This is a genomic window from Stenotrophomonas sp. STEN018 (genome assembly GCF_056760235.1).
The window spans coordinates 40,525-65,861 of record NZ_JBRREK010000006.1 but is presented as its reverse complement, the minus strand read 5'-3'; the positions used below and the strand labels follow the sequence as shown (position 1 = coordinate 65,861).

The 25,337-nt window shown below is 61.6% G+C and carries 26 protein-coding genes and 1 tRNA gene; 7 read left to right on the top strand and 20 right to left on the bottom strand.

Annotated elements, in window-relative coordinates:
* The first annotated feature begins 8 nt into the window (after positions 1-8).
* Positions 9-85 (top strand) — tRNA-Asn (locus ACVOMB_RS03995).
* Positions 86-166: 81 nt separating this feature from the next.
* On the opposite strand, the gene ACVOMB_RS03990 is transcribed toward ACVOMB_RS03995, so the two are convergent.
* The 6 genes from ACVOMB_RS03990 to ACVOMB_RS03965 are packed head-to-tail and all read right to left on the bottom strand — an operon-like array spanning position 167 to position 6,616.
* A complete protein-coding gene (locus ACVOMB_RS03990; RefSeq protein ID WP_481529984.1) occupies positions 167-583 on the bottom strand; it encodes a type IV pilin protein in 417 nt (138 codons plus the stop codon).
* A 13-nt stretch (positions 584-596) separates the two neighbouring features.
* A complete protein-coding gene (locus ACVOMB_RS03985; protein ID WP_481529983.1) occupies positions 597-4,037 on the bottom strand; it encodes a pilus assembly protein in 3,441 nt (1,146 codons plus the stop codon).
* 8 nt (positions 4,038-4,045) lie between these two features.
* Positions 4,046-4,582 (bottom strand): pilus assembly PilX family protein, encoded by a 537-nt coding sequence (locus tag ACVOMB_RS03980; protein ID WP_481529982.1) that lies wholly within the window; start codon positions 4,580-4,582, stop codon positions 4,046-4,048.
* Entirely contained in the window at positions 4,579-5,568 is a 990-nt protein-coding gene (locus tag ACVOMB_RS03975; protein WP_481529981.1) for a PilW family protein, read from the bottom strand. The genes ACVOMB_RS03980 and ACVOMB_RS03975 overlap by 4 nt, the downstream gene beginning before the upstream one ends.
* Positions 5,565-6,068: a type IV pilus modification protein PilV gene (gene pilV / locus ACVOMB_RS03970; protein WP_481529980.1), complete on the bottom strand. Its 504-nt coding sequence runs from the start codon at positions 6,066-6,068 to the stop codon at positions 5,565-5,567. Before pilV ends, ACVOMB_RS03975 begins: the two co-directional genes overlap by 4 nt.
* Positions 6,065-6,616: a GspH/FimT family pseudopilin gene (locus ACVOMB_RS03965; protein ID WP_481529979.1), complete on the bottom strand. Its 552-nt coding sequence runs from the start codon at positions 6,614-6,616 to the stop codon at positions 6,065-6,067. The genes pilV and ACVOMB_RS03965 overlap by 4 nt, the downstream gene beginning before the upstream one ends.
* A gap of 188 nt (positions 6,617-6,804) precedes the next feature.
* On the opposite strand from ACVOMB_RS03965, the gene ACVOMB_RS03960 reads away from it, so the two are divergent.
* Positions 6,805-7,755 carry a sensor histidine kinase gene (locus tag ACVOMB_RS03960; protein ID WP_481529978.1) on the top strand — a complete coding sequence of 317 codons (951 nt, stop codon included), beginning with the start codon at positions 6,805-6,807 and terminating at the stop codon, positions 7,753-7,755.
* On the opposite strand, the gene ppnN is transcribed toward ACVOMB_RS03960, so the two are convergent.
* From ppnN to grxD, 5 genes are all read right to left on the bottom strand, one after another.
* The gene (gene ppnN, locus ACVOMB_RS03955) at positions 7,756-9,144 is read right to left on the bottom strand and encodes a nucleotide 5'-monophosphate nucleosidase PpnN (protein ID WP_481529977.1); all 1,389 of its coding nucleotides are present in this window, start codon (positions 9,142-9,144) and stop codon (positions 7,756-7,758) included.
* Positions 9,145-9,256: 112 nt separating this feature from the next.
* A complete protein-coding gene (locus ACVOMB_RS03950) occupies positions 9,257-12,487 on the bottom strand; it encodes a TonB-dependent receptor (protein WP_481530033.1) in 3,231 nt (1,076 codons plus the stop codon).
* Positions 12,488-12,727: 240 nt separating this feature from the next.
* On the bottom strand, positions 12,728-13,321 hold the full coding sequence (locus tag ACVOMB_RS03945; RefSeq protein ID WP_481512480.1) for a YhgN family NAAT transporter: 594 nt from the start codon (positions 13,319-13,321) through the stop codon (positions 12,728-12,730).
* Positions 13,318-14,061: an SDR family NAD(P)-dependent oxidoreductase gene (locus tag ACVOMB_RS03940; RefSeq protein ID WP_481529976.1), complete on the bottom strand. Its 744-nt coding sequence runs from the start codon at positions 14,059-14,061 to the stop codon at positions 13,318-13,320. The genes ACVOMB_RS03945 and ACVOMB_RS03940 overlap by 4 nt, the downstream gene beginning before the upstream one ends.
* A complete protein-coding gene (grxD, locus tag ACVOMB_RS03935; protein ID WP_481529975.1) occupies positions 14,058-14,378 on the bottom strand; it encodes a Grx4 family monothiol glutaredoxin in 321 nt (106 codons plus the stop codon). Before grxD ends, ACVOMB_RS03940 begins: the two co-directional genes overlap by 4 nt.
* Positions 14,379-14,495: 117 nt before the next feature.
* Here grxD and ACVOMB_RS03930 point away from each other — a divergent pair, with 117 nt between their 5' ends.
* On the top strand, positions 14,496-15,074 hold the full coding sequence (locus ACVOMB_RS03930; protein WP_481529974.1) for a superoxide dismutase: 579 nt from the start codon (positions 14,496-14,498) through the stop codon (positions 15,072-15,074).
* Between the two features lie 192 nt (positions 15,075-15,266).
* Here the strand turns inward: ACVOMB_RS03930 and ACVOMB_RS03925 are convergent, their stop codons facing one another.
* From ACVOMB_RS03925 to purE, 3 genes are read right to left on the bottom strand one after another with little or no spacing between them, the layout of a single operon-like run.
* Positions 15,267-15,602 carry a carboxymuconolactone decarboxylase family protein gene (locus ACVOMB_RS03925; RefSeq protein ID WP_282267792.1) on the bottom strand — a complete coding sequence of 112 codons (336 nt, stop codon included), beginning with the start codon at positions 15,600-15,602 and terminating at the stop codon, positions 15,267-15,269.
* A gap of 45 nt (positions 15,603-15,647) precedes the next feature.
* Positions 15,648-16,808 (bottom strand): 5-(carboxyamino)imidazole ribonucleotide synthase, encoded by a 1,161-nt coding sequence (locus ACVOMB_RS03920; RefSeq protein WP_481529973.1) that lies wholly within the window; start codon positions 16,806-16,808, stop codon positions 15,648-15,650.
* Positions 16,805-17,308, bottom strand: coding sequence for a 5-(carboxyamino)imidazole ribonucleotide mutase (purE, locus tag ACVOMB_RS03915; RefSeq protein WP_057629361.1), 504 nt, complete (start codon positions 17,306-17,308; stop codon positions 16,805-16,807). Before purE ends, ACVOMB_RS03920 begins: the two co-directional genes overlap by 4 nt.
* A 59-nt stretch (positions 17,309-17,367) precedes the next feature.
* Between purE and ACVOMB_RS03910 the strand changes: the two genes are divergently transcribed.
* From ACVOMB_RS03910 to ACVOMB_RS03895, 4 genes are all read left to right on the top strand, one after another.
* Positions 17,368-17,637: a Trm112 family protein gene (locus ACVOMB_RS03910; protein ID WP_481529972.1), complete on the top strand. Its 270-nt coding sequence runs from the start codon at positions 17,368-17,370 to the stop codon at positions 17,635-17,637.
* Positions 17,637-18,494 (top strand): carboxylating nicotinate-nucleotide diphosphorylase, encoded by an 858-nt coding sequence (gene nadC / locus ACVOMB_RS03905; RefSeq protein WP_481529971.1) that lies wholly within the window; start codon positions 17,637-17,639, stop codon positions 18,492-18,494. The genes ACVOMB_RS03910 and nadC overlap by 1 nt, the downstream gene beginning before the upstream one ends.
* A 118-nt stretch (positions 18,495-18,612) precedes the next feature.
* Positions 18,613-19,530, top strand: coding sequence for a DUF2272 domain-containing protein (locus ACVOMB_RS03900; RefSeq protein ID WP_481530032.1), 918 nt, complete (start codon positions 18,613-18,615; stop codon positions 19,528-19,530).
* Positions 19,531-19,604: 74 nt separating this feature from the next.
* Positions 19,605-19,955 (top strand): DUF3301 domain-containing protein, encoded by a 351-nt coding sequence (locus ACVOMB_RS03895; protein ID WP_481529970.1) that lies wholly within the window; start codon positions 19,605-19,607, stop codon positions 19,953-19,955.
* 263 nt (positions 19,956-20,218) lie between these two features.
* Here ACVOMB_RS03895 and ACVOMB_RS03890 read toward each other — a convergent pair whose 3' ends face one another.
* The 6 genes from ACVOMB_RS03890 to ACVOMB_RS03865 all read right to left on the bottom strand — a co-directional run bounded on the left by ACVOMB_RS03890 (position 20,219) and on the right by ACVOMB_RS03865 (position 25,245).
* Positions 20,219-20,653: a ClpXP protease specificity-enhancing factor gene (locus tag ACVOMB_RS03890; RefSeq protein WP_481529969.1), complete on the bottom strand. Its 435-nt coding sequence runs from the start codon at positions 20,651-20,653 to the stop codon at positions 20,219-20,221.
* A gap of 80 nt (positions 20,654-20,733) precedes the next feature.
* Positions 20,734-21,369: a glutathione S-transferase N-terminal domain-containing protein gene (locus ACVOMB_RS03885; protein ID WP_296253894.1), complete on the bottom strand. Its 636-nt coding sequence runs from the start codon at positions 21,367-21,369 to the stop codon at positions 20,734-20,736.
* A gap of 143 nt (positions 21,370-21,512) precedes the next feature.
* On the bottom strand, positions 21,513-22,256 hold the full coding sequence (locus tag ACVOMB_RS03880; RefSeq protein WP_481529968.1) for a cytochrome c1: 744 nt from the start codon (positions 22,254-22,256) through the stop codon (positions 21,513-21,515).
* Positions 22,249-23,511, bottom strand: a complete 1,263-nt coding sequence (locus ACVOMB_RS03875; protein ID WP_481529967.1) for a cytochrome b — start codon at positions 23,509-23,511, stop codon at positions 22,249-22,251. The genes ACVOMB_RS03880 and ACVOMB_RS03875 overlap by 8 nt, the downstream gene beginning before the upstream one ends.
* Before the next feature lie 2 nt (positions 23,512-23,513).
* The gene (gene petA / locus ACVOMB_RS03870) at positions 23,514-24,134 is read right to left on the bottom strand and encodes a ubiquinol-cytochrome c reductase iron-sulfur subunit (RefSeq protein WP_481529966.1); all 621 of its coding nucleotides are present in this window, start codon (positions 24,132-24,134) and stop codon (positions 23,514-23,516) included.
* Between the two features lie 178 nt (positions 24,135-24,312).
* Complete coding sequence (locus ACVOMB_RS03865) at positions 24,313-25,245, bottom strand: lytic transglycosylase domain-containing protein (protein WP_481529965.1); 933 nt, start codon at positions 25,243-25,245, stop codon at positions 24,313-24,315.
* Positions 25,246-25,337: the final 92 nt, after the last annotated feature.

The window sequence follows — 25,337 nt, the reverse complement described above, 5'->3', positions numbered from 1 at the left end:
GCCTCCCCGCCCGAATAGCTCAGCCGGTTAGAGCACTTGACTGTTAATCAGGGGGTCGTTGGTTCGAGTCCAACTTCGGGCGCCAGATAAAAAAAACCTGCCAACGGCAGGTTTTTTTTTGCCTGTTAAATGAAGACCCGGAGATGCAGACTCCGGGATCCATCAATCAGAAACACTTCGAAGGAGCCCCGCTATCGGTGCCGCTCACGGCCTTGACCCCTTGAGAAGTGATGCTCAGCGTAGCGCAACTCGTATCTTTGGTTGCCTGCACCCCCTTCGGCACCGCCTGCAACGTATAGGTACGCCCTGCTGGCGTACCCACGAAACCGATGGTGTAGTACTGGCTGATTCCGTTTCCACATTGACTCGCGGTTGCCCCGGTATAAGTCAAATTGGTGGTGAAATAGCGCTCTGCAAGCTGCGCCGACTCCAGCAAACAGCCTGCCGCTGCAGCGCGACGGGTTTTGACAATGTGGTTGACGTAGCTCGGGTAGGCGATCGACGCCAATATGGAGATGATCACTACCACCACCATAAGCTCGATCAGGGTGAACCCTCGCATCCGCCGTGCTGTTCTTTTCATTCTAGTGCGCCCGTCAGTTATTCAGAATTTCACGCCAGGATACCCGACCCACCGTACGTGCTTCACGGATCGGCACACCCCCCAACTTGCCTGCTGAACCGCCTACCGCGGCCAGACCTCGCAGAACCTCAGCCAGCGTCGGCATACCCACACCAAGATCAACGGAACCAATGGGCAGCTTCTTGCCATTTGAATCCAGCGTCTCATCGCTGAAACTGCCGTTGCCATTGAGATCAAACAATGAGGAGCTGGAGCTGGTTCCGGTGAATGCATCCAATGCGTTCAAATAACCACGCCCGTCGGATGCGCAGGCTGTCGCGGTCGGAATGACGCTGGAAACAATCAGAACGTCTCCAAATATCTGGGCGTCCGTTACTACCTTCTCGCCATCCGCAGTGCCCGGTGCGGGCGGCGTCAACAGATCCACGTACCAGCCCTTCGAACTTGCAGGTAGCGCGGAAGCCTCCTCGAACGAGCGCACCGGAAAGCCGCCCGACGAACCAGAAACCACGATCCGCCGCTGGGTCAGGTTGGCGCCCGCCCCACGACGCTGGACAGCGGAACCATCATCAACAAAACCATATAGGCTCTGCACCGTCTTACTGGTCATGTCCCCCTGCGTGATCAGCCTGCCGGTACCGAAAAACACCCAGGGCAGGAAGGTCTTGGGATTCATGACAACCGTCAAGCCGCCAGTAATAGGCTGAGCCAGCCCATCGGCATCCACTGCCTGGAACAGCGAGCCACCGCCAGACACCCCCCAGGACGCCGTCGCTGAAGTCGAAAGATCAAACTTCCAGACATTGCCCCGCATGTCGCCACCATAGACATAGTCCACCGTGCCGTTGCCGTCGCCATCCCAGCCAACGACGTTCATCAGCCCGTTGGAATCGGTACCATCGGCAACCAAGGGGCCCACGCCGGTATCCACTTCCTTGATCAGATTCCCCGTCTGCAGGTCATAGATCATCAGTACTGCGTGACCGTTGGTGCTGTTCAAACCGTTGGCGACAATCACGGCAAGAGCACCGTTGTTCATCCGCGCAATAATCGGCTTGTACTGCACGAACCCCATATTGGCACTACTACTTCCCACTTCCCACTTGAAGCTGCGCTCTGTGAACGTGGGAGGGCTGGACACATCAAGTGCGAATAGCCCCTTACCACCCTTCCCCAGCGCGCCCACCAAGACATTCTGCGCCGGCGTCTGCGCCCGCGAGGAAACAACCACCGGTCCGTCCACAAAGAAGCGATGGACGTAATCTGGCGCGCTGTAACCCGCAAGAGCCGACCAATCTATTCCATTCGGGATAAACGAAAACAGCTCCGTTCCGTTGGCGGCATTGATCGCATGCAGCATGCCATCGTTGGCACCGACATAAAGCGTGTTGGTATCTGCCACATATGCCGGTGAAGAACCTACCACATCACCCAGCACCGTCGCCCGGTTGCGCAGCGTGCCACCGTTCTGCACCTCCTGCGTCCGGGTACCGCCGATATAGGCGGCGTTTGTAGCAGCACTCACGGGATAGTTACTCGTCCCCGGCCGCTCCAATGCACTCAGCCGCGAGGACGAAAGCCCTGACGGGAACACCGCGCCGGTCCGGCCATCACTGGTGAAAACCTTGCGCCCGCTCGTTGGAATACCCTGGCTCGCACTCCACTCCGCAGTGGCAGACACAACATTGTTCGCAACGGAATAGGCAGACACCTCGCCCGACCAGACACCCGACTGGTAGCGCCCCTGGAACAAACGTGTTCCGGTGCTGACCGAAGTGGAGTTCGCCGCGACATTGGAGAACGAGCCGGTACGCTCGGTAACAGCAGCCAGTGCATCGCGCAAGCCGCGGGTGAATTCGTCCGGATCGGCGGCGGCGAGGAACTTGCCACGGCCGTTGACCGAGGCATGCCACAGATCATCGATAGCGGTCAGCGTATCGGCTACCGGCGCAGGCCAGGACGTCGTGCCGTCCTGCAGCCCCGGCAAGTCAGTCTTCGGATCCAGCCTTCCCTTGAGACCAATGGAGATACCGAAAGTCACCATATGCTGCCAGAAAGCCGGATCGGCATTGCTGGTCGGAACAATGTTGATCAAATCGGTACGCAGATCGTTCTTCCAATAGCGCATGGCAACGTCGGCCAAGGTGTTGGATCGATCATCTTTGTAGGGCGCCCCAGCCCTATATGTATAGGTCGAACCATCCGGACGGCTGATTGGATCGCCATCGTTACCATCCTGATTCCCTCCCGAGCTGAAACCACTGTCACCATTCCAGTAGCCATCGGTGGTCAAGATGGTGAAATTCTGCCTGCATTGGAGTTGATCCTTAACAATCTCTGGCCCATAGGGACCCGCGGCATCCGGCTGCTGGAAATATTTACCCGCATTATCAAGCGCACTGCGCAGCGGCGTGCCACCCGATGCAGTGGCGCCATACAGGCGACCGAACCAACGTGCGCGGTTGTTGTTAGCACCATTGACACCTTTGGGATCGTCAAACAACCCCTGGTTGGAGCTCACTGGAATGGGGATAGCATGTGTCGGGCTATTTGTCGCCGCTACATTTCCAGCACGACCCGCAATGGTACGAAAACCGACCCGGACATCCTTGCCAAGATCGGAAAACGCGCGACCCGCACCGGACTTTGCAGCCTTTGTACGCGTGCGGTTATAGGAGTACCAGGTTGCGAAATTCTCCATCTCCTTATCAGCGGTACGCCCCGTTGGAGTAGCTTCCTCACAAGTGCGCCAGCCCCAACCGCTTCTCGATGTGTCGCAACCCACATTCGACACGCCCTCACTTGCCGCCGGCGCCTGCTGGCGCTGACTGCGAATGACCTTGCCATTTCTGAGTATCTGGTAGCGGTAATACTGCGTGGCATCGGAAGGTGTAGCACCGGCGACCTTGGGGACATAGAAGGTCTTTACTGAATCTGTGAGGTTCACCGTGCGACTGCTCGTGCCCGCCAAGGTAAAGGGAACCGAGATGGCATCACTATAGGCGAGCGAATACGAGGTCCCGCCCGTCAGCGGCGTCCCCGTCGAATCCACCCACGCCGTGTACGTCACCGCTGGATTGTAGTACACCGTGTTTGTGACATAGGTCTGGTCATACATCGCATTCAACGCAGTCGAACTCGCGTCGTAGCTATTATCCTTACTGGTATTGTCACCCGTGGCCGAACTGCTGATTCCGCCACCAGAGATGGTGGCGATGTCAGGGTTGTACATGTAACGCCAAGCCATCGAGCCGGAATCGTCGAGAATGAACAAGACGTTCGCCGGCACTCGGGCGCCGGTAGTCAAAGGCTCCGTCGGCAGCTCAATCGCTGCGTTCACCGGCAGGGCAAACAGGGTCGCCACGAATGCGGCCATGAAGGGCATGAAAGGAGGCAGAGCGCTGGATCGCAAACCACGCACTCCTTCAGCTGAAGATCGAATGGACTCGTTCATGGCCGACCTCATTGAACCAGAAAGTTGGATTGGACGATCACGGTAGCGCGATCGTTCGCCGTCGCACGCGCAGTCACGCGATAGCTGGGCATCATGCACAGGGGGGGCACAGGAACCTGACGATCACAACCAGTCCAGGAGGGCGCCTCGCCCATGTACTCAACAAAATAAGTAGCTGGCGGCGGAGCAGGAGAGGCGCCAGTGATGGGCGCCGCGGTGATCCAGCCAGCAAAGGCTGCATCCAGCCATCGATCCTTCTGCGTCGAATCAGGCTTTGCACAGACACCAGCAGAGTTGCAACCCGACGAAGGCGGGGTTGGCGCAACTGCGGCCACCTGCTCCCCTTGGCGAAGCGCGGACTCCGCAGCCTGAAAACTCAAGCTGCGCTCATACATATTGGCCGTCATTCGCTCTTCCATCATAGTACCGCGCAAAATCGCCAGCCCGAGCAACGTCATGATCAACAGAAGAATCAATACAACCAACAGCGAGATGCCGCGCTGCTGGTGCGGATGGTGAAACGATTTGTGAGTATGGAGGCTCATGGATTACGGTTCCGAATGCTGATCACTTGGGTCATCGAACGACTGATCGCACCACCATCAGTCCCGGTTTTCGGCTCACCAATGAAGGTCAAGGTTGCCCGCACCGCCGTCACTTTCGACCAGTCCCCGACCGAATCCGCACTTACATAACTGCTGGCACCATCCACAAGATAGAGGAGTGCGAGACTGCTCACTCCCTCCGCCACCTCTTGAGCCTGGGGGCCCGTGCTCGTCAATCTCGCCTGGTACAGGGAAGGACGCCCATTGGGGTTATTCGCAATGAACCAACGCGATGCGTTGAAACGCGCCACAACGGAACTTGGCGGGGAATACTGGAATGTCGCCCCTGCGGCACAGGCTGGCATGCCGAGTGTCGCCGAGCAGTTGCCCGGAGTACCACCAGCGGCATGGCCTATCGTTCGACCATTGACACTGCTGATCTGAAACAATGTGGCTTGCCGCGGATTGCATACCAACGCCAGATCACCGGCGGAGAACCCATGGCTGGCGGTATTAAGCAGCATTGTCGCCGCCCCGGCATCATGGGTTTCTATCGTTGACACATTGGTATCGGTAGATCGCAACTCGATTGCTTCGGTACCCGAAATCCGCTGCCCGCTGCCCGTACCGAACGCGGAATCAGCGAACGCCGATGTAGCGCCATAACCCCGCAACGCCCCCCCCCAGTTACCCAACTGGGTCCACCAACGACTATCAGCCCCACTGATGACATTGGCCACAGGCGCCGATTTGGAGCAAGCGTTCCCAGCTGCTTCGCGCACATCGCGCGACATGAGCTCGAATGCCGTCCGCACATTTTCCTGGATGCGTCCCAGGCTGTCAGTGGTCTTATATGTCTGACGATTGGCCAGGAAGATACCGAAAGCAGCACCTATCACAAGCGTACCAAGCAGCAATGCAATCATCAGCTCGATCAAACTGAAACCGGCGTGCGCGCGTGCCGAACCACCACGAATCATTTTCATAACCGCACCCTCGTCTCGACCGAATACTGGTTCGATCCTTGCTGGGCTCCGCTACTTCCACCCGCCCGGCTATCGTCCCAACGAACCCCTACCACGCAGATCCCTGTCGCTGCCGTGCAGGTGACCTGCCCGCATACCGCTGCATCGTCAGCTGCGGTACCCAAGGCGGTACGCAAGGACTTGAGCCATTCCGCGTTGTCAGTAGCACTGAGCGTGCTTCCGGTAGGCGCAGCGCACAACCACCCGCCGGTGTTGTACGCACCTGCCAGTGCATTGGCCCGGTTCGCGCGCATGGCATCAATAATGGTGTAAGTCTGGATTACCGCCTGGCTCCGCTCTACAGAACCTTGGCTGTTGCGCAGCGCGGTAGCTTGCATTGCAGCGACCCCGAGCATTCCGATACCCATGATCAGAACCGAAATAAGCACCTCCAGAAGGCTGACGCCGACCATTTTTTTGGGTGAGCGCGCCATCCGCCGCAAATCGCGCACAGGATTCATGGACATGCTCCGGAGTTGTCAACCTGGGCGATGGAGGTGCGCGAACCAGAGGCAATACTGATCCTGCGCAGATTCTGCTTTGGCGAGGTTACCGGCAAGCAGACCCCGATATTCCCCGCAAACAACAATCCGGCAGCGGTACGTGCGAGCCCATCCGGCTGGAAAGTAATGCGCGGCGTGGCCGAACTCACGAGTGCGGGGGCACGGATCTGCCCGGCCTGGATGATCGAGGCATCCGAATCCACTACGACCAACCACTGCCCCCATGCAGCAGAATCCTGCAGACAGGTAGCGCCGTCGCTGGAACCACAGAACGAGACCTTGGCATTGCGTTTTATCGCCTCTGCCCGTGCAAGCTGCACCGCGCCTATCAGTTCGTTGGCCTGCCCGGTGAGACGATTGGCGTTCATCAAGCCACTGAAGGCCGGCATGCCAATGCTCACGATAATTGCGAGCACCACAAGCGCGACCATCAGTTCAAGCAGGGTAAACCCCGCAGAATGGACTCTCCGCCCCCTCTCTCCCCAGACCACCTTTGCAGTAAGCATCGACAGCAACCCCACCTCATTACCCAAGGTTAAGATAGCCGCGCGACCTTCGGTTGCACCACTTGAACCAGACGAGCGGCAAATCAATGCCACCAAACGGCCAACGCACGCCCCAGCCCCCCACACCGAGCCCACCCCCTCGCCCGCTCGAGATGCTCTGGCACCCGCATACGCTGGCCTGGATCATCATGATCGGCGAATCGCTTGCCATGGCCATGAGCCTCTCACCCGGCATCAGCGGGGACCGCCTTATCCTGTTTGGCCTCAACTCCCTGACAATCCAATGGACCACATTGCTTTGCCTCGGACTTATCTATCTGGCGAGGAAGCAGCTACAGAAGCTAACCGCCATGACCGTCGCCGCCTGGGTGCTTGCTGCGCTGCTGTTGAGCACGTGCACCACCTACCTGTTGCTGTGGCTCTCCCTCAAAGGCGTTATCACCCCTCCTGCCGACGGGTGGGAGCAGCTCCTGTTCCATATGATCGCACTGTCCTTGATCTATGGATTGCTGGGCGTTATCGCTTTCAAGGTCCACTGGCGCAACCGACTTCTCGCCCTTCAGGCCAAGCAGGCCGAGCTGGACGCCTTGCGCGCACGCGTGCACCCCCACTTCCTGTTCAATTCCCTGAACTCAGCCGTTGCTCTGGTTCGCCAGAACCCCAACGCCAGTGAGCGACTGCTGGTTGACCTGAGCGATCTCTTTCGAGCCGCCCTATCCCGCGCCGAAACGGTGAGCCTGGAACGGGAACTGGAGCTGTCCCGCCAATACCTGGATATCGAAGCACTCCGCTTTGGCGATCGCCTCAAACTCCACTGGAACGTGCCCCAGGTCGTTCCTGCCATCGAGATTCCCAGCCTATCCCTGCAACCCTTGATGGAAAATGCGATCCGTCATGGAATAGAAACCAGCGTCGAAGGGGGCACCCTATCGGTCAGCGTAAAAACCACTCCTGATCAGATAGCCATCGAGATAAGTAACCCCGTCCCAACTGCTCCCAGCCGTGGCACCAGCGGGCACCAGCTGGGCCTCTCGGCGACGCGCGGCCGGCTTGAAGCCCACTTCAACGGTAGAGCGGTGGTGGAAACCACCACCGCCAACGACCGCTACCTGACTACAGTCAGGCTCCCATTGGACTGATCAGGCAACCACCTGATAACAAGGCCGGTACTCGCCCGAGATCTTCATGCGGCGCTGCTCGACAAACGCACGCAGCAACTCGTCCAGGGCCTGCATCATCTCGGTATCGCCATGGATCTTGAACGGGCCGAATTCCTCGATCCGGGCCATGCTCTCTTCCTTGACGTTACCGGCGACGATGCCAGAGAACGCACGCCGCAGATCGGCAGCCAGGTCCGGGGCCGGGCGACCCTTGTGCAGGTCCAGGCCGGCCATGGCTTCATGCGTCGGCACGAACGGCTGCTGGTAGGCCAGCGGGATCTCCACCTGCCAGTTGTAGAAGAAAGAGTCACGCTGTGCCAAGCGGAACTCACGCACGCGCTTGATGCCCTGCGACATCCTGCGGGCAACACCGACCGGGTCGCCGACGATGATTTCGTAGCGCTCGGCGGCCTTGTCACCCAGGGTCAAACGGATGAAACGGTCGATCTGCTGGAAGTACGGCGCAGCGATGGCCGGACCACTGAGTATCAGCGGGAACGGCAGGTCCTTGTTCTCTTCGCTCAGCAAGATGCCGAGCAGGTACAGGATCTCTTCGGCAGTACCAACGCCGCCTGGGAACACAATGATGCCGTGGCCGAGCCGGACAAACGCCTCCAGGCGCTTCTCGATGTCCGGCATGATCACCAGATGGTTGACGATCGGGTTCGGCGACTCGGCGGCGATGATGCCCGGCTCGGTGATGCCGATGTAACGGGTATTGGTCTTGCGCTGCTTGGCATGGGCAATGGTGGCGCCCTTCATCGGCCCCTTCATCGCACCCGGGCCGCAGCCGGTGCAGATGTCCAGGCCACGCAGGCCCAGTTCATAGCCCACCTGCTTGGTGTACAGGTATTCGTCGCGCGAGATTGAATGACCGCCCCAGCACACCACCAGATTCGGGTCGCTGGGCGCCAGAATGCGCGCATTGCGCAGCACGCCGAACACCGCATTGGTGATGCCGTCCGAAGTCTCCAGATCCGAGGCGTACTCCGGCCCCAACTCGATCGCCATATAGGCCAGGTCACGCACCACCGAGAACAGCAGCTCGGCGATACCGCGGATGATTTCACCATCGACGAAGGCCACCGCCGGCGCGTTGCTCAGGTCGATGCGAACGCCACGGTCCTGCTGGGTCACCTGCACGTCGAAATCCGGATACAGATCGCGTGCAGCACGCGGATCATCCGAAGCGCTGCCACTGGTCAGCACCGCCAGCGCACAGCGGCGCAGCAACTCGTGCATGCCGCCCCCGGAAGCGTCGCGCAACCGCGCCACTTCTGCCCGCGACAACACATCCAGCCCACCGCGCGGATAAATACGTGCGTCCTGCACCGGCAGCGCCCTCGCTGCCCCGTCATTCTTGGTCATTTCCACAACTGCTCCTTCCTCATTGGCGATCGACTTTAGCGCTCCCCCCATTAAAAAGAAAACGGCCGGGTTGCCCCGGCCGTTTTCGGTTTACATCCGATCAATCAGACGATCAGAACTGGTAGCGGAAGCCCAACTGCAGCGACCACTGCGAGACACCCTGGTTGAAACCATCGGCGTCCGCGTTGGCTGCGGTCGGCTTATCGTTGTACAGCTTGTCGTACACGTACTTGCCATCCACCATGCCGGCCAGGTTGGCACCGCGGGCATTTGCATAGAAGCCGTAGTCGTAGATCTGACCCCACTTCTTGTTCAGCATGTTGCCCACGTTCTGCACGTCAAGCCAGATTTCCGACTTGTGGCCCTTCATGAAGCCCGGCAGTTCCTGCGACACGCGGATGTCGAAGGTGTTGATCCAGCCGGTACGGAAACCGTTGGCCGGCGCATAGCTGCCAGCGTACTTGGCCAGCTGCGGGTTCTCTGCCAACCAGGCGAAGAACTGCTGCTCCAGCTTCGGGTCGGCCTTGAACACGCCGGTCTTGGTGTCGAAGGCACCGAACAGCACGTCACCCGGACCCTTCGGCACGTAGAACAGGTCGTTGGAGGTACGGCCGTCACCATTGGCATCGCCATTGAAGATGTAGCTGTACGGACGACCGCTGCGGCCTTCATACACCAGGCCAACGCGGGTCTGGTAATCACCGAAGAACTTGTGCTTCCAGTCCAACGAACCGGACACACGGTCCTTGATCTCGTAGCGCGAGGTGGTCTCGGTATTCGAGTTGACGTTGAAGGAATACTGGTTACCCCAACCCGAGCTGGCGGTGGAACTGGTCAGCGAACCAACTTCGGTGGCGTCGGTGTAGGTGTAACCCAGGCTCCAGGACCAATCGCTGCCTTCGGTGAACGGCTTGCTCAACGACACGGTGAACTGGCTGGTGCGGCCCTTGTCGGTGTTGTCGATCAGGAAGACGTCGTTGTACGCCTTATTACGACCAGCGCGGTTGTCGTCCGTGGTCCAGGAGCCGTTGACGCTCTTGGCCGCGTTCCAGTACATGTCACGGCCATCCGGACCGATGAAGGACGGCACCAGTTCGCCATCCACCACCTTACCGATGTTCAACGACTGGTAGTACAGGCCATCCTTGGTCTTGGTGACCAGCACCTCGGCCGACGCCACGATGCCATACCACGGCAGTTCGTGGTCGAACGCCAGGTTGGCCTTGTACAGCGACGGCAATTTGAAGTCCTTGCCGACGAAGCTCACGCCCTGGGCCGCAGGAGTCGCACCCGGGATCGGCTGATTGCTGCCATCCGGGCTGAAGTTGAACGGTGGCGTAGTAAGGTTGTTGTTGTTGATGTTGTACGAATCGTAGTTGTAGCCGGTGTTGGAATAGCTGTTGCTGATCCACACCTGCGGTGCATCACCCTGGAACAGGCCAACACCACCACGCAGCTGGGTCGGGCGGTCCGAATCGAAGGTGTAGTTGAAACCAGCGCGCGGCTGGATCAGGAAGCCGCTACCGAACACCTTGCTGTTGTTATAGCCAAAGTAGGCTTCCGCCGGTGCGTTGTACTGCGGCGACGGGCTGACTTCCGGGCGATCACCACGCAGACCCAGGGTCAGGGTCAGGTTGTTGTTGACGTACCAGGTGTCCTGCACGAACAGACCAAGGTTGCTGTTCTTGTAGCTGGCCGCGATCGAACCCGGAGTACGCTCCTTGTTGTATTGGTAATTCGCCCAGTTGCCCTTGGCGAAGTTGTCCAGACCGAGGAACGTGTAAACGCCCCAGCTGGCGCGACCAAACAGGTTGTAGATGTCGTTGTCGCTGTAATCGACGCCGAACTTCAGGGTATGGTCGCCGAGAATGTAGCTACCCGAACCGGAGTAGTTCCAAGTCTTGGTCTGCAGGATGTTGCCCTGCGAGTTGGTTTCGGTGCCCATGAACAGCACGTCGCCGGTCGGGCGCGACTGGGTGCCGTCGAAGTAGATGGCGATGCTCGGTGCATTGGTCGGCACTACGCGCTCGGAAGCGAAATCGCGGTACGAGACCTTGAACTCGGTGGAGAAATTGTCGCTCCAGTCGCTGAACAACTGGCCGACATAGCTCTCGACCGTCTTGTTCTGCTGGTACCAATACGAGCTCAGCGAAGCCTGGCTGCTGCTGCCCATGCCGTTGATACGCAGCTTGCTCTGGTCAAGCTTGCTGTAGCGGACGCTGGCGCGGTGATCGTCGTTGATGTTCCAGTCGATCTTCAGCGCGTACTCTTCCAGCTCGGTATCACCGTTGCTGGACAGACCGCCGGCATCGATGCCGTAGGTGTCCTTGGCGATCTGCTGCGCCTTGGCGACTTCAGCCATGCCGTACTTGGCACTGGCCTTGCCCAGCACGCTGCTACCGATGTCGGCACCCGGAGCGGCCTGCTTGAACTTCTCGTAGTTGGCGAAGAAGAACAGGCGATCCTTGAGGATCGGGCCACCGAAGGTGGCGCCGTAGGTCTTTTCTTCAGTGAAACCGTTGAACTTCTTGCCGTCCGGGTTGTTACCGAACCAATCGCCATCACGGTAGGTGCCGTACACCGAGCCGTGGAATTCGTTGGTACCGGACTTGGTCACGGCGTTGACGGTTGCACCAGCAGCGCTGGCGATGGACACGTCGTAGTTGGACAGGTTGATGTCCAGCGCTTCGATGGCTTCCATCGACACCGGCTGACGCCGGGTGGTCATGTTGTTGCCTTCAAGACCAAAGGTATCGCTGGCCGACACGCCGTCGATGTTGATCGAGTTGTAACGCGGGTTCAGGCCGCCGGCCGAGATCGCACCCGAGGCACGGTCAACGAAGGCAACGCGCGGGTCAAGGCGCATGTAATCCTGAATGTTGCCGCCGATCGACGGCAGCGCTTCCATCTGCGCCTGGCTCAGGTTGGTGCCCGAACCCATCTTGGTGGAGCTGAAAACTTCCGAGCCGCCACCGACGGCCATGACCTGGATCGCTTCCAGGTTGGTAGCTGCCAGGTCACCAGTCAGCTGGGCATTGATGGTGCCGGTCTGGTTCACGCCCAGATAGACACCGTCTTCGGTCTTGGTGCCTTCACCGGGCTTGGTGATGGTGATGGTGTACGGACCACCCACGCGCAGACCGCGGGCATTGTAACGACCAGCCGCATCGGTGGTCGCACGGCTGACCGTGCCCGACTCGACGTGAGTGATGGTGACTTCAGCACCAGCAACCGGCTGGCCGCCGTTGTTCATGACCTGACCGCCGACGCCGGCAGAGGTGCTTTGTGCGAAAGCCGGTGCAGCCGCAAGTGCGACGACAAGACCAAGTGCAAGCTTGGACATCTTGATACGCGGGTGATTCATGGGTGGGTAGCCTCGAAACGAGTTGGCGATTGAGAAAAAGCGCGATCCATCAGCCCCGGGGTCAACCGAGCGCCTGATCGTCTTGAATCTTGGGGGTCCCTTCCGAGGCGGTTTCAGCCGCAACGGTTAAGATAAGGTTAACACGGTAATGACAATTTATGACTGCAAGAAGACAGCGATATTGCGCTGCAGCAGTTTTCCCTACGACAGATCAAGCGGTTAGCGGATTGACGCCAGATAGGTCCCCAGACCATCCAGCAACATCTGCACCGAGATTGCGACCAATAGCATGCCCATCAGGCGCTCCAGCGCGGTCAGCGCGCGGGCACCCAGCAACTTGTACAGCAACGTTGCCGACATCAGGATTGCCGCGGTTCCACCCCAGGCCAGCAGCAAGGCCAGGCTCCAATCGCCCAGCCGCTCCGGCTCATTGCTGCCCATCAGCATCACCGCCGCCATGCCAGAGGGCCCGGCTACCAGCGGGATCGCCATCGGCACGATGAAGGGCTCGCCGTCCGGCACCGCCCCCATCAGTCCTTCCGGGCGCGGGAAGATCATGCGGATGCCGATCAGGAACAGCACGATGCCGCCGGCAATGGCCACCGACTCCTGGCGCAGGTGCATCAGCTCCAGCGCGTACTTGCCGCCCCATAGAAAGGCCATCAGCACCGCCAACGCGATCAGCAGCTCACGCACCAGTACCACCCGCTGACGCCTGGGCGTCAACGGTTTGAGCAGACTGAGGAATACCGGGATATTGCCCAGCGGATCCAGGATCAGAAACAGCAGCAAAGCCGCTGAAAGGATCGTCACGGAGCCAGGTCCAACACCTTTCCACGCCACTGCGCGCCGCTGGCGGCAAGCAGCTGCACGCTGGCCGCGGCGTAATTGGCCGGATCCACCGGTGCCGCATCTTCCTCATGGGTAAATGCACGCGCCCGCAACCCGGTGCGCATCGGCCCCGGCTGCATGCCACAGACCCGAACCGGGCCGTTGCGCAGCTCGTGGTGCAGGCTCTCGATCAACCCGCGCAGCCCGTACTGGGCCACCCCGTAGCCGCCCCAATAGGCTTGCCCGACCCGCTGCGGATCGTCCAGCGCGAACACCACCGCCGCGTCCTCACGCTGCCGCAGCAGGGGCAGGCAGGCCTGGGTCAACCAGGCGCGGGCGGTCAGATTGACGTGAATGGCGCGGGCAAAGGCTGCTGGGTCGCCTGACGCAAACGGGGTAAGCCCGGCGAAATCGGCCGCGCAATGCAGCACGCCGTCCAGCCGCCCAAGCTCGGATTCCAGCCGTTCGGCCAAGGCCGCATAGTCATCGGGGCTGGCGCCTTCCAGATCCAGCGGATACAGCATCGGCTCGGGACCGAGCTGCGCCGCACTGTCATAGACGCGATTGAGCTTGGCGACCTTGCGGCCCAGCATCACCACCGTCGCGCCTGCCTCCGTGCAGGCGCGGGTCGCAGCAGCGCCCAAACCGCCCGCTGCACCCGCTACCAGAATTACCCGACCGGCCAGATCGGCGCCCTCGCCCACCCGAGGCTGGGCACTCACGCTTGCCCGGCCTCAGCAACGATGCGCTTGAGCTCGCCGGACTCCAACAGCTCCAGAATGATGTCGCAACCGCCAATCAACTCGCCGTGCATGAAGAACTGCGGGAAGGTTGCCAGGTTCGAGTAGCGCGGCAGATTGGCCCGCACCTCCGGGAACTCCAGCAGGTTGACCGTGCGCAGGTTGATCGCACCGGCTGCCGTCAACGCCTGCACCGCGCGGCTGGAAAAGCCACACATCGGGTACTGCGGCGTACCTTTCATGAACAGAACGAGGGGGTATTGCTCCACCTCGGCCTGGATTTGTTCCATCACCGGCATTCGAATTCTCCCTACTGCGAAAGAACGGCCCGTCCTGGTCGGATAGACTTTCCCGTGGTTGACCATTGTAAGCCGAGCCGGCCAACTCCCGCCGCCCTGCCCCGAAAAGAATCTCCAATGCCCGTCCAGCTGCCTGAACTGCCCTACGCCCGTACCGCGCTGCAACCGCACATTTCCGCAGAAACCCTGGACCTGCATTACGGCAGGCACCATCGTGGCTATGTGGATACGGTCAATGCGCGCATCGCCGGCACCGAGCTGGACGAGCTGCCACTGGAGGAGATCGTGCGCAACAGCCAAGGCAGCCTGTTCCTGGCGGCGGCGCAGGCTTGGAACCACGACTTCTTCTGGCAATGCCTGCACCCGCGTGCCGGCGGCGACCCGCACGGAGTGCTGGCCGAGCACATCAATCGCCAGTTCGGCGACGTGCAGAGGCTGCGCGAGGAGTTCAATCGGGCGGCCTTGGCTGTATTTGGCTCTGGCTGGACCTGGCTGGTGCAGCATCCGGACGGCAAGCTGGCCATCGTCAGCACCCGCAATGCGAACACACCACTGACCGGCAACAGCACGCCCTTGCTGGTCTGCGACGTGTGGGAACACGCGTATTACAGCGACTACCAGAATGATCGCGCGCGCTTTCTGCAGGCGTTCTGGAAGCTGGTGAACTGGGATTTCGTGGAGGCGCAGCTGCGCTGAGAGCCACCGGCGGCAGGAACGCGCTCGGCCGCAACGGAAGGCATGCAGAGCTTGGACTTTGGCTCCAAGTCGTCATTCCCGCCTACGCGGTAATGACGGCCTGAAAATTCTCAGGTCCCTCCCACCGTGATTCGCATCTGCGCGGGGATGACGACTAGAAGTTCTCCGAGTGAGCCAGAAGCACCGCTCACCTCACTCATGCGCAGCCACCGCATCCAGCACACGTGCCGAATACACCAGCGCCGCGCCCGCATTGAGCGCCACTGCCACACCCAGCGCCTCGGCGATTTCTTCGCGGCTGGCCCCCTGCTTCAAGGCAGCGTCCACATGGGTGGTGATGCAGCCATCGCAACGCGTGGTCACCGCCACCGCCAGCGCGATCAACTCGCGGGTCTTGCCGTCCAGATGGTTGGTCTGCGCGCCCGCGCCGCTCAAGGTGATATAGCCCTTGAGCGTATCCGGTGAGAGCTTGCCGAGCTCGCCGATGCGGCCCTTCAACTCACGGCGGTAATCATTCCAGTCGAGCATGGGAGGTTCTCCAGTTGGGACTGGAGAACCTTACTCCGGCAATGATTAGCTCGCCGTCATGCCACCGCGACGCAGCACTTCCACCACCGGCGCAACCTGCTCCTGCCGACCCAAGGCCTCGCCAACGCGCTGCAGGGCGTCAGCCAGAGCGGCCGGAGCGTCATCGCGCAAGTTGGCATGGCCGACCTTGCGACCTTCGCGGGCCTGCTTGCCGTAGTCGTGCCAATGGCCGGAAGCTTCAGCCAGTACAGGCTTGGCGTCGGGCATCTGCCCCAGCCAGTTCAGCATGCAGGCGTGGCCGAGCATGCGGGTATCGCCCAACGGCAGGCCAAGCACGGCGCGGAGGTGGTTCTCGAACTGCGAGGTTTCAGCACCGTCGCTGGTCCAATGACCCGAATTGTGCACGCGCGGCGCCATTTCGTTGGCCAGCAGCGCATCGCCGCGGCAGAACAGCTCCAGCGCGAACACGCCAACATAGTCCAAGCGCTCGGCAACGCGGCGCGCATAGGCAACCGCAGTAGCCTGCTGCTCGGCAGACAACACCGCCGGAGCCAGACTGGCCGACAGCACACCGTCCACATGCCAATTGGCAGTCAGCGGCCAAGCGCGGAACTCACCATCGCGACCACGTACGGCCACCACACTGACTTCCCGCTCAAACGCCACAAAGCCTTCGAGGATCAGCCCGGTCTTGTCGACCTGTGCGCCCAGGGTCTGCCAAGCCGCATCGATATCTGCCGCTTCGCGGATGCGGAACTGGCCCTTGCCGTCATAGCCCAGCCGCCGCGTCTTGAGAATGCACGGCAGGCCGAACTCGGCGACTTTGGCGGCCAGCTCGTCGCGGCTGCGGATATCGGAAAACGCCGGCAACGCAATGCCCAGTTCCTGGAACAAGGTTTTTTCGCTGAGCCGATCCTGCGCCACCGCCAGCGCGGCCGGATTCGGAAACACCGGCTTGCGCTCGGCCAGCCAATGCGCACTGGCGGCCGGCACGTTTTCGAAATCGAAGGTGATCACATCGACCTTGGCAGCGAACTCCGCCAAGGCATCGGTGTCATCGAAGTTGCCCACCTGCAACGGCGCCACCTGCCCAGCACAAGCATCAGCAGCCGGATCGAACACCACGAAACGCAGGCCCAGCGGAGCACCCGCCAGCGCCATCATGCGGGCCAGCTGCCCGCCGCCCAGAATGCCCACCGTGATCATTGGCGCGGATCATCCGCAGCCATCACATCTTCGGTCTGGCGTGCGCGGAAGGCTTCCAGCGCAGCACCGATCTGCGGCTGCTCGGCGGCCAGCATGGCCGCGGCGAACAGGGCTGCATTGGAAGCGCCTGCATTGCCGATGGCAAAGGTCGCCACCGGGATGCCAGCCGGCATCTGCACGATCGACAGCAGCGAATCCATGCCATTGAGCGCCTTGGATTGCACCGGCACGCCCAGCACCGGCACCGCGGTCTTGGCAGCCAGCATGCCCGGCAGGTGCGCCGCGCCACCGGCGCCGCCGATGATTGCGCGCAGGCCACGCGGGCCCGCCTGCTCGGCATAGCTGAACAGCACATCCGGGGTCCGGTGCGCTGAAACTACCTTTACTTCATACGGAACGCCCAAAGCATCAAGCTTTTGAGCGGCGTGCTGCATGGTTTCCCAGTCTGAGCGGGAACCCATCACGATGCCGACTAGCGGCGCGGGGTGGTTGGGGGTCATTGGCCGTCACCTGCTGCAAAGACGTATTCTAGCCGTCTTCCCCGCAAGACCACGACCTGATGGACCGCAAACTGCTCGACCTGCTCGTCTCCCCCGACACCCGCCAGCCGCTGTTCCTGCTGGAAAGCGCCGGCCTGGAAGCCCTCAACCGCGCCATCAGCGCCGGCAGCGTGACCCGCGCCGACGGCAGCCCGCAGACCCAGCCGCTGCGCGAAGCCCTGATCAGCGGCGACCGCAAGCAGGTATTTCGCGTCGATGACGGCATTCCGGTGCTGCTGGCCGATGAAGCCATCGCCACCGCCCAGATCACCGACTTCCCGGCCAAATAATGCTGCCACACCCGCCGCTGGCCCCGCCGCAGGAACAGATTGACGCCGATGTCGCCCGCGCCCTGGCTGAGGACATCGGCACTGGCGACGTCACCGCCGCGCTGCTGCCCGATGCCGCCGACGTCGCCTACCTGCTGTGCAAGCAGGACGCGGTGATCGCCGGCCGCCCCTGGTTCGACGCCACCCATCGTGCGTTGGACCCGCAGGTACAGATCGATTGGCGGGTACTGGAAGGCGACCACGTCAGCGCCGGTACGGTGCTGGCAACCCTGCGCGGGCGCAGCCGCAGCCTGGTCAGCGCCGAGCGCACCTCGCTCAACTTCCTGCAGACCCTGTCCGGCACCGCCACCATCACCGCGCGCTACGTCGCGGCGGTGGCAGGCACCAAGGCACGCATCCTCGACACCCGCAAAACCCTGCCCGGCCTGCGCCTTGCGCAGAAGTACGCGGTTCGCTGTGGCGGCGGCGACAACCACCGCATCGGCCTGTTCGATACGGTGATGCTGAAAGAGAACCACATCCGCGCCGCCGGCTCGTTGACTGCTGCCGTGCACGCCGCACGCGCGCAGCAACCCACGCTGCCCCTGGTAGTCGAAGTGGAGGACCTGCAGCAATTGCAGGAGGCCTTGGCTGCTGGCTGCGAGCGCATCCTGATCGACGACTTCAGTGCAGCGATGCGCCGCGATGCCGTGCGCATCACCGCAGGGCGGATTCCACTGGAAGTCTCCGGCAGCGTCGACATGACCACGCTGCGTGCCATCGCCGAAGACGGCGTGGATTGCATCTCCATCGGCGGCCTGACCAAGCACGTGCAGGCCATCGATCTGTCGCTGAAACTGGGCCCGCCGCCGCGCTGACTCACGGCACGCACACGACCCCGGCTGCGACACTCCCCCAATATCCCTCGCGGAGCCTGCTGTGGCATATCGATTTCTGTTGTGCGGCCTGACCCTGCTGCTACCGGCGCTGCCCGCGATGGCAGCCGAAGCCTGCGACGTACCGCCGCGCTTTGGCCTGAGTGAAACCGCCAAGGCTGTGGTCGCAGCCGCCTGCGGCGAGCACCGCCTGTGGTATCGCCCCTTCATCGACCGCGATGGCCGCATCGCCAGCCTCGGCGTTACCGAGGCCGAGAACGAGCATCTGGCCGATAACGGCCTGATTGCCTGGCAGCGAGTGGTCAGCTATTGGCGCGACAGCGGCACGCTGAGCCCGATGGGCGCCATTGCTGGCGCCAGCAGCTGCGCGCAACCGGCCGGCAACCGCTACACAGATAGCGACTGCCGCGCGTTCCTGATCGACAACCCGTGGTCGGCCGCCTTCATCTCCTGGGTGATGACACGCGCATCGGTGCCGGGCTTCGTCCGCTCGCCGCGCCATATCGACTACATCCGCGCCGCCTATCAAGGCGGCAGCAACGGCATGCCGTACCGCCTGGCCGACCCAGCCAACGAGAAGCCCGCTCCCGGCGACATGCTGTGTTTCCTGCGCGACCGCAGCAGCACCTTGAACTACGCCGGGCTGGTCCAGGCGCTGGGCAGCGGCCGTGCCGGCAACTGGAAGTCGCATTGCGAAATCGTGGTCAGCGCCAATATGGGCGGCGACCGCACGCTCTACCTAATCGGCGGCAACGTCGCCAACTCGGTGGTGATGCGCAAGCTCATGCTCGACCGCACCGGCCTGCTCGAACTGCCAAAAACCGGCGCTGCGCAGACACCGAGCTCACCGATTGAGCAGAGTTGCTCGCCGGGCCACGAAGAAGAGTGCAACCTCAATCGACAGGACTGGGCTGCACTGTTGAAGCTGACCGCAACCAACCCCGCACCGGCATTCAATTCGACCGCGCCCTTGCCGCCACCTCCGGACGAGCCGATTCCAGCACCTATCACCCGCTGAGGCTTGCAGGCGCACAGGCGACTGCTGCGAACAGAGGGCTGCGCATGGATGAGCAGATCGCCTAAAGTGCTCGCATGCCTAGCCTCCTTATTTTGATGATTGTCGGCGCGATTGGTTTTGCGTTCTGGGACCGCTCCCGCGCCGCTGCCGACCGCGCCACCGAACTTGGCCGTAACGCCTGTCGCGCTGCCGACGTGCAATGGCTGGACCAGAGCGTGCACAGCACCGGCCTGCGCCTGTGCCGCCTGCCCAACGGCTGGCTGGGCTTCGAGCGCAGCTTCCGTTTCGACTATTCCTACGACGGCCAGGACCGCCACACAGGCCGCATGGTGCTGCGCGGCCGCGAACTGATCTCGTTCAGCGGCCCGGCCGCCGCCCAGATCGGCCGCCTGCGCAAAAGCACCGAAGAAGCAGAAGACATCTGATTCACCGTAGTGCCGAGCCATGCTCGGCAGAAGCCTTACCGACAAACCCATAACGCTGCATGCATTTTGTGGGAGCGGCGTTAGCCGCGAAGCCGATGCACTGGAAGTTGAGCACATGCCAGCGACCTGACAGAACCCCGGCTTCGCGGCTTACGCCGCTCCCACAAGCACCTGCCGGCGGCGCGTGGAAAGCCCCAGCCGAGCATCGCTCGGCGCTACACAAAGCCCGCAAACAAAACCGCCGCCTTGCGGCGGCGGTGGGATTATTTGACTACCCGCAGGAACGGACGCTTTGCCGCAGGCTGCGGACGCTCTGGCGGATCGGTCGGCGGCGTATCGTCGTCATCCGGCGTGGTCTCGGTGCCCGGAATGTCATCCGGCAAGGCCATGCCCTGCCCGGTCTCGCGCGCGTAGACAGCCAAGATGGCCGAGATCGGCACGTAAACGGGGAAACTGGTTCCGGAAAAGCGCGCAGTGAAGCTCACCGCGTCATTGTCGATATGCAGGCCAACAACCGCGCGCTCGGCAATATTGAGCACTACCCGCTCTTCCTTGACGGCACTGCTCGGCACCTGCACGCCGGGAACCCCGGCATCAACCATCACGTGCGGCGTCATGCCGTTGTCGTTGATCCACTCGACCAGCGCCCGCAACAGATACGGGCGATGGCTGCTCATCCGGAAAGTTTCTTCAGTCATTGCATAAGTGTACGCGGCATTGAAGCGCGATCACCGCCTGGCGGCGGTGATCGATAAGTTCGGATACAGCCGGCAGTTGCTCAGCCCGGCAGTTCGCGCAGCTTCTTTTCCTGATCGGTCAGGCTACGAACGAAGGCCGGATGGCGGAAAAAGCGATTGCCATAATCCTCGATCGCCTTGCCATCCTTGGGCAGCGCAACGCCCAGCGATTCCAGCCGCCAGATGATCGGCGCAATGGCGCAGTCAGCCAGACTCATTTCCGGGTTGAGGAAGAACTTGGAGGCCTTGAACAAGGGCACCGACTGCGCGACCAGCTCCTTCAAGCGCTTGCGGCCAGCCTCAGCCTGGGTCTTGTTGCCCATCTGAATGGCCTGCACCTGCGGGACCCAGTCATGTTCGATGCGCAGCATCGCCAGACGCAACCGTGCGCGCGACAAGGGGTCAACCGGCATCAACGGCGGGTGCGGATAGCGCTCGTCCAGATACTCACTCACCACCGAAGCGGCATACAGCACCAACTCGCGCTCAACCAGGGTCGGCACGGAGTGGTACGGATTCAGATCGATCAGATCTTCCGGCGGGTTCTGCGCATCGACCGGCACCAGATCGTAAGTCACGCCCTTGGCCGCCAGCACCAACCGCACCCGGTGACACAGGGCATCGTCGTTTGCAGAGAACAAGGTCAGGGTATTACGCATACGCACACTCGCCGCCATCAAAGGCTCTCCATCGGTCGGATTCCGCCAACCTTACGGCCCCGCCAGCACATTGCCGACGGTGACCACGGTTACCCGAGTGTGCCAAGCCACAGGCGCAGTTGCCAAGGCCCCCTGCGCACAGCCCCCGGCTTGCACCCAGCTCAATGCACGTCTTTCCAGTACTCGGTCTTGACCAGATAGGCCAGGAAGGTGAGCAGGGCCAGGAACAACACCACCCAGACGCCAAGGCTTTGCCGCTTCAGCGCGGCTGGCTCGCCGGCATATTCCAGGAAATTGGTGATGTCACGCACGGTCTGATCGTAGCTACGCGGGTCAACCTTGCCCGGCTGGGCCAACGTGAGCCCTGTTACCGGCGGCTCCAGCCCTTCCTGCTCTGGCTTGCCGTGGATCGCGTGCTGCATGCCCTGCAGCTCCCACAATGGGTTGGGCATCGAGGCATTCGGGAACACGCTGTTGTTCCAGCCCAGCGGCCGCGACTCGTCCACATAGAACGATTTGAGATAGCTGTAGACCCAATCGCTACCACGCACCCGCGAAATCAGGCTCAGGTCCGGCGGCATCTTGCCGAACCACTTGGTCGCCTCATCGTGCGGCATCGCCACCTGGATCTGCTCGCCGTAGGCGGCACCGGTGAAGTTCAGGTTATCCATCACCTGTTGCTCGGTCAGGCCGAGGTCTTCGCCCATGCGCGAGTAACGCAGGTACTTCAGCGAATGACAGCCCGAGCAGTAGCTCATGTAAGCCTGAGCACCACGCTGCAACGATGCGCGATCGCCCAGGTCATTGCCCGCCTGCATCAGCTTGCCGCCACCGGAAGCAAACGCCGGGACACAGAACAGCATCGCGGCAGCCATCGCCAACCGCACAATCCACTTGTCAGTCATGCGTCGTCACCCGGTCCGGTACCTGCTTGGTGCTGTCGATCTTCGTCCACAGCGGCATGGTGATGAAGAAACCAAAGTACAGGAAGGTCAGCACGCGACCCACCCAGGTCTCCCAGATCGCCGTGCCCGGGCCGGAACCAATCACACCCAACCAAACGAAGCACACCACCAGGATGCCCAGCATCACCTTGGAGATCGGGCCACGGTAGCGGACTGACTTGACCTTGGCCTTGTCCAGCCACGGCACCAGGAACAGGATGGCGATGGCCGAGAACATCACCATCACACCACCGAGCTTGTTCGGGATCACCCGCAACATCGCGTAGTACGGCGTGTAGTACCAGACCGGTTTGATGTGCTCCGGGGTCACCAGCCGGTTGGCCTCGGTGAAGTTGTCATGCTCGAGGAACAGACCACCAAATACCGGTGCGAAGAAGATGATGAAAGCTGCCAAGGTAAGCAGGAAGCAGACACCAAACAGATCCTTGACCGTGTAGTACGGGTGGAACGGAATGCCATCGGTCGGCGCGGTCGGCGACCAGCGGTTGCCCTTGGGCCCCTTCTTGATCTCGACGCCGTCTGGATTATTGGAACCTACTTCGTGCAGCGCACCCAGATGCAGCACCACCAGCAACAGCAGCACCAGCGGCATCGCGATCACGTGCAAGGCGAAGAAGCGGTTGAGCGTGGCATCGCCGGGCAGGTAGTCACCCATGATCCATTCGGTAAGGCCATTGCCGATCACCGGGATGGCACCGAACAGCGAGATGATGACCTTGGCACCCCAGAACGACATCTGACCCCAGGGCAGCACGTAACCCATGAAAGCTTCGGCCATCAGCACCAGGTAGATCAGCATGCCGAGGATCCACACCAGCTCGCGCGGCTTCTTGTAGCTGCCGTACATCAGCCCGCGGAACATGTGCAGGTAGACCACGATGAAGAACAGCGAGGCACCGGTACTGTGCATGTAGCGGATCAGCCAACCCCACTCCACGTCACGCATGATGTACTCGACCGAGGCAAACGCCTCGGCCGCACTGGGCTTGAAGTGCATCGTCAGGAAGATGCCGGTGACGATCTGGTTGACCAGAATCACCATTGCCAGCGAGCCGAAGTAGTACCAGAAGTTGAAGTTCTTCGGCGCGTAATACTCGCTCACATGCTTGCGGTATACCGGCACCAGGCCGGGCGCGCGCTCATTGACCCAGTCGGCCACGCCGCTGACGGTGCGGGTAAGAATGTTGTCGGCCATGATCAGGCTGCTCCCTGCGGATCAACGCCAATGACAAGGGTGTTGTCATCCATATAGTGGTGCGGCGGCACCAGCAGGTTGATCGGCGCCGGCACGTCCTGGAACACGCGCCCGGACATGTCGAAACGCGACTTGTGGCAGGGGCAGAAATAGCCGCCCTTCCACTGCGCGTCGTAGGGCTCGGGGCGGATCTCGGCAACCATCTCCGGCGAGCAGCCAAGATGGGTACACAGGCCTACCAGCACGGATACATCCGGCTTGATCGAGCGGAATTCGGGGTTGCCCTTGAGCACGTAGTCCGGCTGCTGGTCCTTGTTGCCGGACTCCGGATCCTTGAGCCGTGCATCCAGGGTAGGCAATGCCTGCAGGATGGCCTTGGAACGTTTGACGATCCAGATTGGCTGGCCGCGCCATTCCAGGATCAGCCGCTGGCCTTCCTGCAAAGCGCTGATATCGGCAGTCACCGGGGCACCGGCCAACTTGGCACGGGCGCTGGGATTCCACGACTTGATGAAAGGAACTGCTGCGAAACCAACACCGACTGCCCCGACCACAGCGGTGGTCGCTGTCAAAAACCGCCGACGTCCGGTGTTGACTGGATCATTTACCCCATCGTTTGCCATCCGGCACTCCGATAATGATTAGGTAGCTAGAGGCTGCCAGCGGCCTGGTGGGGGCCAGTCCGCTATGAATCGAATCGTTCCGGAGTGTAGCGGAACGCTTAACGCTGACACAACGCGATCAAACACCAGTCCGCGAAATTTGTCACGGCCTGCTGCAACAGAATCATTCGGGGACAGTCTACTGGCGCGTGGCCAGTTCGCCACGGTAGCGGTCGGCCAACTGTGCGACGCGCTGCACGTAGTACTGGGTTTCCTTGTACGGGGGCACACCGCCATGGCGGTCCACCGCACCTTCGCCTGCGTTGTAGCCCGCTGCGGCCAAGGTCAGGTTGCCATTGAAACGACGCAGCAACCACGACAGGTATTGCACGCCACCGCGGATGTTCTGGCTGGCGTCATAGGAATCGGACACCCCGAAGCGGCGTGCGGTAGGCGGCATCAACTGCATCAGCCCTTGGGCTCCGGCACGACTGAGCGCGGTCGGGTTGAACGCCGACTCGGCATGGATGATGGCGCGCACCACCGCTTCCTCGACACCGAACTCGCGCGCGGCCGAGGCAATCTCGGTGCTGTAGGCCTGGGTGTTCAGCCGCACCGAGCCGAAGTTGACCTTTGAGTTCACGCCGCAGGCAAAGCAGCGCTCGATATAACTGTATTGAATGGTGCGCACCGCGCCGATATTGGCCACCTGGGTCGGCCGGCTGCTGGTGTAGTGGCGCACTCCATCTTTCATATAAGAGTAGACCTGCCCGCTGATCACCCGCTGCGCCCGGCCTGCAGCTGCTGGCGCTGGCGTGGGCGGCACTGCGGTGGGGGCGGCCTGCGCGGCTACTGCCGTCGAGCCACCACTGTCACCGGTTGCGGGAGTCGCCGCCTGCACCGCCACAGCGGCCGGGGAGGCGACGGGCGCTGGGACCGGCGGCACATAGCGCGGTACGTCGCGGGTCGGCCGATAACTGCTGACCACACTGCAGCTCGCGCCACTGACGCGCTTGCTGACGTAATTGGGCACTCCATCGCTGCCAACACACTTATATAGCGTGCCTGCACTGGCCGGCAAAGCGACCAACGCTGCTGCGAGAATGCCGGTGATCCCCAAAATCCCCTTCATGGGCGGGAGTCTCCCAGCTTCGCCGGGGCTTGCCAAGTATTTGACGCAGCCGTTTTCGTGCAGGAGCCGGCAGACCGATACAATAGGCAGCT